8 protein-coding genes are annotated in these 10979 nt (G+C 72.0%); all 8 read left to right on the top strand.

Annotated elements, in window-relative coordinates:
- Positions 1-104: 104 nt before the first annotated feature.
- Positions 105-758 carry a Tat pathway signal sequence domain protein gene (locus QSK20_RS31760; RefSeq protein WP_285792297.1) on the top strand — a complete coding sequence of 218 codons (654 nt, stop codon included), beginning with the start codon at positions 105-107 and terminating at the stop codon, positions 756-758.
- Positions 759-981: 223 nt separating this feature from the next.
- The gene (locus QSK20_RS31755; RefSeq protein ID WP_285792296.1) at positions 982-1383 is read left to right on the top strand and encodes a winged helix-turn-helix transcriptional regulator; all 402 of its coding nucleotides are present in this window, start codon (positions 982-984) and stop codon (positions 1381-1383) included.
- 127 nt (positions 1384-1510) lie between these two features.
- On the top strand, positions 1511-2116 hold the full coding sequence (locus QSK20_RS31750; RefSeq protein WP_285792295.1) for a DUF4291 domain-containing protein: 606 nt from the start codon (positions 1511-1513) through the stop codon (positions 2114-2116).
- 160 nt (positions 2117-2276) lie between these two features.
- Entirely contained in the window at positions 2277-3617 is a 1341-nt protein-coding gene (locus QSK20_RS31745; protein WP_285792294.1) for a coiled-coil domain-containing protein, read from the top strand.
- 126 nt (positions 3618-3743) lie between these two features.
- Positions 3744-4169 (top strand): ATP-binding protein, encoded by a 426-nt coding sequence (locus QSK20_RS31740; protein ID WP_088984452.1) that lies wholly within the window; start codon positions 3744-3746, stop codon positions 4167-4169.
- A gap of 144 nt (positions 4170-4313) precedes the next feature.
- Positions 4314-4532 (top strand): MbtH family protein, encoded by a 219-nt coding sequence (locus QSK20_RS31735; protein WP_285792293.1) that lies wholly within the window; start codon positions 4314-4316, stop codon positions 4530-4532.
- 2 nt (positions 4533-4534) lie between these two features.
- Positions 4535-5833 carry an aminotransferase-like domain-containing protein gene (locus QSK20_RS31730; RefSeq protein ID WP_285792292.1) on the top strand — a complete coding sequence of 433 codons (1299 nt, stop codon included), beginning with the start codon at positions 4535-4537 and terminating at the stop codon, positions 5831-5833.
- Positions 5834-5911: 78 nt separating this feature from the next.
- Positions 5912-10979 (top strand): non-ribosomal peptide synthetase (locus tag QSK20_RS31725; protein ID WP_285792291.1); only part of this gene is annotated, 5068 nt, incomplete at its 3' end.

Raw genomic sequence — 10979 nt, 5'->3', positions numbered from 1 at the left:
AGCGGTCTTAGGAAGACACCCGATGTCGCCACCCCCTTGGCCCCCAGAACGACATGGCTCCGCTCCGACTTCCCACCCCCCACCACCACACCCAGGGAGAAGTCATGCGCAGGTACGCGTACCTCACCCTCGCCGCGACCTCGGCGCTGCTGGCCGTGCTCGCCACCGCCGGCCCGGCCGCCGCGGCGGGCAACGTGCTCACCTACGGCAGCGCGACCGGGGCCTCGGTCGGCGTCGGCCAGACGCTGACCGCGAACCTGAAGGCCGGCACCACGGCCAACCTCTACAACTCCACGACCGGCAGCACCGGCGTGAAGTGCGCCCAGTCCACGTTCGCGGCCACGGTCACCAGCAACCCGGCCAACCCCGGCACGGCGACCGAGAACGTCGGCACGCAGACCGTGAGCAACTGCACGAGCAACGTCATCGGGGTGATCGGCGTCCGCGGCATCACCGTGAACAACCTGCCGTTCACCGCCTCGGTGACCAGCAGCAAGGTCCTCACCATCACCGGTGGGGCCGCCGGACCGATCCAGACGACCGCCGTACTCAGCACCCTGCTCGGCACCATCACCTGCGTCTACCAGGCCAACGGCAACCGCCTGGTCGGCACGGCGAACAACGCCGACAACTCCATCACCATGGTCAACCAGCCGTTCACCAAGGTCTCCGGACCCGGCACCTGCTTCCCCACCGGGTACTTCACCGTCACCTACGCCCCGGTCACCGGACCGGGCGGCCCGGTGTACGTGAACTGACGCCCCCGACGGCCGGCGGCGAACCCGCCGGCCACCCCGGCCCGGCCGGCGCCGACCCCAGCGGGGTCGACGCCGGCCGGGCACGGGCGCGTCCACACCGGACCGGAGCCCGACGGGACAGCCGGCCGCCCGGCGTGACGGTCCGATCCGAAACGGACACCGGAGAGCCACCGAGCATTCGACAAGTATCGATTTCCAACGTTGCATTGCCTAGACTGGCCCGATGCACTACCGCCTCAGTTCGGTCCAGGCGTGCTCGCTCGCCCGCGCCCTGGACGTCATCGGTGACCGATGGACGCTGCTCATCGTCCGGGAGGCGCTGCAGGGCACCACCCGCTTCGACGGCTTCCTCCGCAGCCTGGGCATCTCCCGCAACATCCTGACCGACCGGCTGAACACGCTCATGGGCGTCGGCGTGCTCGACCGGGTGCCCTACCAGGACCGCCCGACCAGGCACGAGTACCACCTCACCGACCGGGGCCGGGAACTGGTCCCGGTGGTCATGGCCGTGACGCAGTGGGGCGACCGGCACCTCGCCGCCCGCCAGCAGCCGGAGCAGAGGATCGGCCGACGGCCCGGTGCGGACGCCCGCAGCCGGTGGCGGCCCCGGGCCACCTCGTCATGACCCGGCCGGGCCGATCGGTGATCCCGGTCCGACGCCCGGGTGACGCGGTCCGGGCCGCCCGGTGTCCGGGCCGGGCGGTGGCGAAAACCGGTCGCCCCGAGCCGCCCGGCCAGCCACGATCAGCGCCATGGACCGCCCGTACCGCGAGATCCGGGCCGGGTACGGCCCGGAGACGATCACCGTCTACCAGGCGTACGCCCCGGCGGTCGCCGGACCGGCGCTGCGGCACGGCCGCTTCGTCGCACCGTTCAAACGCGAGCGGATGACCTGGATCAAGCCGTCGTTCCGCTGGATGATGTACCGCTGCGGCTGGGGCGCCAAGCCGGACCAGGAGTGCGTGCTCGCCGTCGACATCAGCCGGGCCGGGTTCGAGTGGGCGTTGGCCAACTCGTGCCTGAGCCACCACGACCCCGACCGGTACGCCGACCGCGCGGCCTGGTCCCGTCGGCTCCGGCAGAGCCCCGTCCGGGTGCAGTGGGACCCGGAGCGCGACCTGGACCTGCGTCCGCTGCCCCACCGTTCGCTCCAGGTCGGCCTCTCCGGTGTGGCCGTCGACCGGTACGTCGACGACTGGATCGTGGACATCCGCGACGTCACTCCCACCGCCCACGCGGTACGGGCCAGGCTGGTCGACGGGGACCGGGCGGGGGCTCGGGCGTTGCTGCCCGACGAACGTCCGTACCCGCTGCCCACCGACGTGGCCGCCCACATCGGAGCGTCGACGGACGACTGACGGACCCGGCGGCGCGGCCCGACCGGTTGCCGCCGCGACGTCCCGGGGCACCGGGACGGGGCTCGGTGACGACCGGGGACAGGGCGGCGGTAGCCTTGCGCCGCGTCATGCGGTGGGACATCCGTCGACGTGACGCCCGCGATCGTACGGAGGGTGGCGCATGTCTCACGGCGAGGAGCCGTTCGCACTACGCGATGTCATGATCTCGCGGCCGAGTTTCGAACTCGCGCTGCGCGGCTACGACAAACGACAGGTGGACCGGTACGTCGAACAGGTCGACGCCGAGATCGCGGCGCTGGCGGGTGCCCGCGACCGGGCCTCCGGTCAGCTCCAGTCCCTGGCGGGGCAGTTCCAGCAGGTGCAGACCGAGCTGGTCGAGCTGCGCCAACGGCCGGCCCAGGTGGACCGGGCCTCCTTCCGTGACCTGGGCCCGATGGTCGACCAGATCCTGGCCCTGGCGGAGAAGCAGGCCGAGGCGATCACCGAGGCGGCCACCGCGCGGGTGTCCGGGTTGGAGGCGGAGGCGGAGCGGGTGCTCACCGAAGCCCGGGAACAGGCGAACCAGCGGCTACGCGACCTCGAGGAGGAGCTGTCCAGCCGGCGGGCGGAGCAGGAGAAGGCCCACGAGGAGATGGCGGCCGCCGCCCAGGCCGAACTCGCCGAGATCCGCGAGCTGGCGCAGCGGCTGCGCGCCGAGGGCGAGGCCGCGCACGAACGCGCCCAGCAGGACGCGCAGCGGATCAACGAGCAGACCGCACAGCAGGTCGAGCGGACCCGGGCCGAGGCCGAGGCGCTGCTGGAGGCCGCCCGTACGCAGATCCAGCAGGAGGTGCACGCGGCCCGCGCGCAGACCCAGCAGGAACTGGCCCAGTGGCAGGCCGGGGTGGAGCGGGAGATCGAGGAACGGCGTGCCGCCGCGGAGCAGGAACTCACCGAGCACCGCGCGGCGGCCGAGCAGGAGCTGACCCGACAGCGGACCACGGCCGAGCAGAAGATCGCCACGCTCGTCACCGAGGCCCAGCAGTACGCGACCAAGCTGCGACAGCACGCCGACGAGCAGGCCGCCGTCCACCAGCAGCAGGTCACCGCCGTGCAGCAGGAGATCCGTGAGCGGCGACAGGCCCTGACCCAGTTCCAGAGCGAGCTGGACGCCGCCCAGCAGCACCTGGCACAGGCGCGCCAGGAGGCGGGCGGGGTGGAACGCGAGGTGGCCCAGCTCCAGCAGCGGCTCACCGAGACCCGCCAGGAGCTCGCCGGTGAGTTGAGCCGGTTGGACGAGGTGCGGCAGGCGGCCGAATCCGCCGAACGGCACGCCAAGGACGTGCGGGCCCGGGTGCAGCGCGAGGCGAAGCGGGTCGCCGACCTGGCCGCGGCGGCGGTGATGGCCGCCGCCGGCGGTGCCCCGACCAGCGAGTACCCCCAGGTCGCGCCCCGTGCGGCGGCCAACGGCGCGCACGCGGCCACCGACCCGGCGGGCGGCAAGGTCGGCGCGGGCGCCTGAGCGGACGCGGCGGGCGGCGGGGCCGCCGTCTGCCGCGTCCTCCCGCATCCGGCACCGGAGCCGCAGGTGGGCAGGCACACCCCCGTGATCCGCTTCGGACCGGCCCGAGGTGGGTAGACCTGGGGCATGGGAACGTTGCGGACGTCGCCACCACCGCCCCGGGCGGTCGAGCTGCGGCGCTGGATGCTGTGCCACCCCCAGGACCTGCGTGCCCTCCGGGCGTCGCTGCACGAGGCGCTGACCGGTGACGACCTTGTCGACGGGGCACGTCTCGACGAGGTGCCGGAGCTGGTGGTGCTGGTCGCCACCGAGCTGGCGACCAACGCGCTGCGGCACGGGCTGCCGCCGACGATCGTCACCCTTTCGGCCTCGGAGGGGTGTTTCTACCTGGACGTGGCCGACCACGACCTGAGCACCGTTCCGGAGTTGGTCGACTTCCAGCCGACCGGCTCGGGCGGTCGGGGACTCCAACTCGCGCTCGCCCTGTCCCTGGACGTCGGCTGGTACGCCACCGACACCACCAAGCACATCTGGGCGTCGTTCGACCGCTGACCGGTCGCCGCCGGTGTGGGAACCGGCGGAGCGGTGACGGGAAGAATGCGGGAAGCGCCCGGTGAGTGGCGACCGTCAGTCTTGTGTGCCAGCGCCTCGCGGAGGCGGCTGCACAAGGGTCGGACGACACGAGGAGCGCTCCCGGTGAACCCCTTCGACGACGAGAACGCCCAGTTCAAGGTCCTGGTGAACGACGAGGGCCAGTACTCCGTCTGGCCGGCGTTCGCGGAGGTGCCGGCCGGGTGGACGGTGTGTCTGACCGACTCCCCCCGTAGCGAGTGCCTGGCCTACGTCGAGACGAACTGGGTCGACATGCGGCCCCGCAGCCTGGTCGAGGCGATGCGGGCGGGCGACGCGCGGTGACGGTGAGCCCCACGGCCGCCGACGTCGACCTGCGCGGCGGCGAACTCTTCGCGTTCCTCAGCTCACCGCAGGCCGACACCATGAACTTCCTCAACGAGATCGCGCTGCGGTTCCCCGACGCCGTCTCGTTCGCCGCCGGCCGGCCGCACGAGGGCTTCTTCAGCGTCGACCTGATCCGGCGGTACCTCGACACGTACACCGAGCACCTGCTGCGCGCGTACGACGGGGACGAGATGCGGGTGTGCCAGGCCCTGCTCCAGTACGGCCGGACCAAGGGCCTCATCCACGACCTGGTCGCCCGGAGTCTCTCCGTCGACGAGGGCATCGAGGTCGACCCGGAGTCGATCGTGGTGACCGTGGGCGCGCAGGAGGGGCTCTACCTGGTGCTGCGGGCCCTACGCCGGACCGCCGGGGACGTGGTCCTGGCGGTCCAGCCCGGTTACGTCGGGCTCACCGGCGCGGCGGAGCTGGTGGACATGCCGGTACGGCCGGTGCGCGGCGGCCCCGAGGGTGTCGACCTGACCGACCTGGGCGACACGCTGCGTGCGGCGCGGGCCGAGGGGCTGACCCCCCGGGCGCTGTACCTGAACACCGACTTCGCCAACCCGACCGGCCGCAGCCTCAGCCGGACGGCCCGCGAGGAGCTGCTACGCACCGCCGAGGACGAGGGCATCCTCCTGATCGAGGACAACCCGTACGGCATCTTCGGCCCGGAGCAGGCGGGCCCGCCCACGCTGAAGGCACTGGACCGCTCCCGCCGGGTGGTGTACGTGGGCTCGTTCGCCAAGTCCGGCTTCCCGGGCGCGCGGGTCGGGTACGTCGTCGCCGACCAGCGGGTCGACCGGGACGGACGCCAGGAGTCGCTGGCCGACCAGCTCGCCCGGCTGAAGAGCATGGTGACGGTCAACACCTCCCCGATCGGGCAGGCCGTGATCGGCGGGAAGCTGCTGGAGAACGGGTTCAGCATGCGCGCCGCCAACAAGCGGGAGATCGACGTCTACCAGCGCAACCTCCGGCAGCTCCTCGACGGTCTTGCCGAACACTTCCCGGCCGGCAGCCGGCCGGAGGTCACCTGGAACTCCCCGGACGGCGGGTTCTTCCTACTGCTGAACGTGCCCTTCGAGGCCGGTGACGACGTCCTGGAACGGTCCGCGCGGGAGCACGGGGTGCTGTGGACCCCGATCCACCACTTCTACGGCGACGGTCGGCCGCGCCGGCAGATCCGGTTGTCCTTCAGTCACCTGAGCCCCGCCGAGATCGACGAGGGCCTGCGCCGGCTCGCCGGCTTCGTCCGGTCCTGACCTGCGGCCTCCCCCGCAGCCTCCGGCAGCCCGTCGCGTCTCCCCGCACCTCCGCACACCCGGAAAGAGAGCAGTCTGATGGTCCCGTTGTCGTTCGCGCAGCGTCGGTTGTGGTTCCTGGACCGGTTGGAGGGGCCGTCGGCGACGTACAACATCCCGGTGGTGACCCGCGTGCGGGACCGGATCGACGCCACGGCGTTGGAGGCCGCCGTGACCGACGTGGTGGGGCGTCACGACATCCTGCGGACGGTCTACGTCGAGGTCGACGGGGAGCCGGTCCAGCGGGTGCTGCCGGTGACCGAGGCGCGGGTGGACTTCGCCCACGCGGTGCTGTCGGCGGATGAGGCCGACGCCGCCGTGACCGAGACGTGCGCGCGTCCGTTCGACCTGGCCACCGAGTTGCCGCTGCGGGTACGGCTGTTCACCGTCGCCGAGCGGGACCACCTGCTCGTGATCTCGTTGCACCACATCGCCGGGGACGGCACGTCGATGGGGCCGCTCAGCCAGGACCTCTCGACCGCCTACGCCGCGCGTACCGCCGGTCGTGCCCCCGAGTGGGAGCCGCTGCCCGTGCAGTACGCCGACTACAGCCAGTGGCAGCGGGCCCTGCTCGGCTCCGAGGGCGACCCGGACAGCAAGATCAGCCGGCAGCTCGACTACTGGGGCACGGCGTTGGCCGGGCTGCCGGAGGAGTTGCCGCTGCCCACCGACCACCCACGCCCGCCGCAGGCCAGCTACCGGGCCGGACGCGTCGACCTCACCATCGACCCCGCCACCCACGACGCGCTACGCGCCGTCGCCCGCAACCACGACGCCACCCTCTTCATGGTCGTCCAGGCCGCCATCGCCACCCTCCTCACCCGACTCGGCTGCGGCACCGACATCCCGCTGGGCACCGTCGTCGCCGGACGCACCGACGACACCCTCGACCAGTTGATCGGCTTCTTCGTCAACACCCTCGTCCTGCGCACCGACACCACCGGCGACCCCACCTTCACCGACCTCATCAGCCGGGTCCGCGACACCGACCTCACCGCCTACGACCACCAGGACCTCCCCTTCCAACGCCTCGTCGAACACCTCCAGCCCACACGCTCGCTCGCCCGGCACCCGCTGTTCCAGATCGCCTTCGCGGTGGACCGGGGGCTCGTCCTGGAGATGGACGGGCTGGACGTGGTGGCGGAGAAGGCGCCGTTCGAGACGGCGAAGTTCGACGTGTTCTTCGGGTTCGTCTCGCGGGACGGGTCCAGTGAGCTGGAGCTGACCGTCACGTACGCGAAGGACCTCTTCACCCGGGCCGGAGCGGAGGCGTTGGGGCGGCGGCTGGTGGCGGTGCTGGAGCAGGTCGCCGCCGACCCGGGACGACGACTGGGGTCCACGGACATCCTGGCCGCCGAGGAGCGCCGCCAGGTTCTGGACGATTTCCAGCGCGCCACGCCCCGGGTGCCGTGCGAGACCCTTCCGGCGCTCTTCGACCGGCAGGTACGGCAGCACCCGGACGCCGTCGCGGTCGTCCAGAGCGGCGTGGAGATCACGTACCGGGAGCTGGACGTCCGGGCCAACCGGCTCGCCCACCACCTGATGGGTCAGGGGGTCGGGCCGGACGTCCCGGTGACCGTGTCGATGAGCCGGTCACTGGACCTGGTCACGGTGCTGGTGGCGATCAGCAAGGCGGGTGGCTGCTACGTACCGCTGGACCCCGCCTACCCGACCGCCCGCAAGGAGTACGTGCTGCGGGACACCGCACCGCCGGTGATCCTCGTCGACGACCCCGGCCTTCTGCCCGAGGTCACCGCGACGAAGATCCTGGTCGTCGGCGAGGACCTGTGGCGCGAGGTCTCCACCCTGCCGGACACCGACCCGCAGCCGCCGCTGCACCTGGACAACGCGGCGTACGTGATCTACACGTCGGGGTCGACCGGCGCGCCGAAGGGTGTCACGGTCACCCACCGGGGCATCAGCCGCCTCGCCCACCGCTACCAGCAGGACTTCGAGGTCCGCCCCGGCAGTCACATCCTCCAGATCGCCTCGATCGGCTTCGACGGCTCGGTCTGGGAGATGCTGATGGCCCTGCTCGCCGGCGGCACCGTCGTCCCCTTCGCCCCGGAACGGCTCCTCGACCCCGGGGACGAGCACGCCGGCCTGATCGCCCGGACCACCCACGTCACGGTCACCCCGTCGCTGCTGGCGTCCCTGCCGGCCGGCACGATCCCCGCCGGGGCGATGGTGATCACCGCGAGCGAGGCGTGTCCGCAATGGCTGGTCGACACCTGGTCCGTCGACTACCGCCTGGTCAACTCCTACGGCCCCACCGAGGTCACCGTCTGCGCCAGCGGCGGACCACTGCCCGCCGGGCAGCCGGTCACCATCGGCGTCCCGGTCGCCAACACCGACCTCTACGTCCTCGACGGATCGTTGCAGCCCGTGCCGGTGGGCGTGCCGGGCGAACTCTACGTCGCCGGCCCCGGCCTGGCCCGGGGATACGTCAAACGCGCCGCCCTGACCGCCGCCCGGTTCGTCGCCGACCCCTACGGCCCCGCCGGCACCCGCATGTACCGCACCGGCGACCTCGTCCAATGGGACACCACAGGCCACCTCCACTTCCTCGGCCGCACCGACGACCAAGTCAAGATCCGCGGCTTCCGCATCGAACTCGGCGAGATCGAAACCACCCTCACCACCCGACCCGACATCCGCCACGCCGCCGTCATCGCCCGCGAAGACCAACCCGGCGACAAGCGGATCGTCGCCTACCTGGTGCCCGCCGACGACACCAGCGTCGACCTCGGTGACCTCCGCCGCGACCTCGGCGCACAGCTGCCCGACTACATGGTCCCCACCGCCTACGTGACCATGACCGCCCTCCCCATGACCGCGAACGGGAAACTCGACCGCGCCGCCCTACCGGCCCCCGCCCACACCACCACCAGCACCCACGCCGCGCCCCGCAACGCCCGGCAGACCGTGCTCAGCCAACTCTTCGCCGCCGTCCTCGGCCTCCCCGACATCGGCACCACCGACAACTTCTTCGACCTCGGCGGCCACTCCCTGCTCGCCACCCGCCTCGTCAACCGCATCCGCACCACCCTCGGCGTCGAACTCACCGTCCGTCACCTCTTCGAAAACCCCACCGTCGCCACCCTCGAACCCCACCTGACCACGGGCTCGTCGCGTCCCCCGGTCAGCGCGGTGGAGAGTCGTCCGGAACCGCTGCCGCTCTCGTTCGCCCAGCGCCGGTTGTGGTTCCTGCACGGGGTGGAGGGTCCGTCGGCGACGTACAACGTGCCGGTCACCACCCGCCTGCACGGCACCGTCGACGCCGACGCCCTCCGCGCCGCCGTCGACGACCTCGTCAACCGGCACGAAATCCTCCGCACCCTCTACACCGAGACCGACGGCGAGTCCGTTCAGCGGATCCTCGACCCCGCCCCCGGGATCGCCACGTTCACGCGGCACACCGTCGCCCCCGAGCAGGCCGAACAGCTTCTCGCCACCGCCTCGGCGCACCCCTTCGACCTCACCCGCGAGACGCCGCTCGCGGTGCACCTGATCTCGACCGGCGAACAGGACCACCTTCTGCTGGTGAACCTGCACCACATCGCCGGGGACGGTGCCTCCATGGCACCCCTCGCCCGCGACCTCGCCGCCGCCTACAGCGCCCGGCTCGCCGGCCACGCCCCCGACTGGGAACCCCTACCGGTCCAGTACGCCGACTACGCCCTCTGGCAGCAGGCACTGCTCGGTGCCGACGACGACCCGGACAGCGAGATCAGCCGCCAACTGCGCTACTGGGGCACCACCCTCGCCGGGCTGCCGGACGAACTGCCGCTGCCCACCGACCACCCCCGCCCCGCCCAGGCCACCTACCGGGCCGGACGCGTCGACCTCACCATCGACCCCGCCACCCACACCGCACTACGCGCCGTCGCCCGCAACCACGACGCCACCCTCTTCATGGTCGTCCAAGCCGCCATCGCCACCCTCCTCACCCGACTCGGCGCCGGCACCGACATCCCCCTCGGCACCGTCGTCGCCGGACGCACCGACGACACCCTCGACCAGTTGATCGGCTTCTTCGTCAACACCCTCGTCCTGCGCACCGACACCACCGGCAACCCCACCTTCACCGACCTCATCAGCCGGGTCCGCGACACCGACCTCACCGCCTACGACCACCAGGACCTCCCCTTCCAACGCCTCGTCGAACACCTCCAGCCCACACGCTCGCTCGCCCGACACCCGCTGTTCCAGATCGCCCTGTCCCGGGCCGACCGCACGCCCACCACCACTCCCCTACCGGGGCTGGACTGCACGCCGGAACCGACCCGGCTGGCCATCGCCAAGTTCGACCTCGACATCACCGTGGCGGACGAACCGGTCGACGCCGACCTGGACATCACCATCACCTACGCCACGGACCTCTTCGTCCAGGAGACCGTCGAACTGCTCGGGCAGCGCCTCGACGCGATCCTGCGCCAGGTCGCCCGGCAGCCCGCCACCCCGATCAGCCGGTTGGACATCCTCACCGCCGCCGAGCGGCAGCAGATGCGGGCCGAGGCTGCCAGCACCGCCGCCCCGTCCGTGGCGTGCAGCGTGGTGCGGGCCTTCGACGAGCAGGCCGACCGTACCCCCGACCTGGTCGCCGTCACCGACGGCCAAACCTCGCTCACCTACACCGACCTGCGGCGACGGTCCGAGGCGCTCGCGGCCACACTCCGGGCGGCGGGGGTGGTCGCCGAGACGCCCGTACCGATGCTGATGCAACGCTCGGTGGACCTCGTGGTGGGCATCCTCGCTGTGCTCAAGGCCGGTGGGGCCTACCTGCCCATCCACACCGCGTACCCGCTGGAGCGGATGCGGGCGGTGGCCGCGGACAGCACGTCACCGGTCCTCCTGGTGGACGCGGCGTTCGGCGACCACGAGCTGGTGGCCGGGGAGCGCGCTGCGGGACGGCAGGTGCTGGCCTGCGAGGCGGACCCGTCGGTCGAGGTCATTGACCTTCCGGACGTTCATCCCGACCAGCTCTGCTACGTGATGTACACGTCCGGCTCCACCGGCGAACCGAAGGGCATCCAGATCACCCACCAGGGCGTCGTCGACCTCGTCCGCGACCCCAGCTGGACCATGCACACCGACGACCGCACCC

Origin of the sequence: Micromonospora sp. NBRC 101691 (assembly GCF_030269285.1) — a bacterium.
Lineage (GTDB): Bacteria > Actinomycetota > Actinomycetes > Mycobacteriales > Micromonosporaceae > Micromonospora > Micromonospora echinospora.
This window is presented reverse-complemented; position numbering and strand designations above follow the sequence as displayed.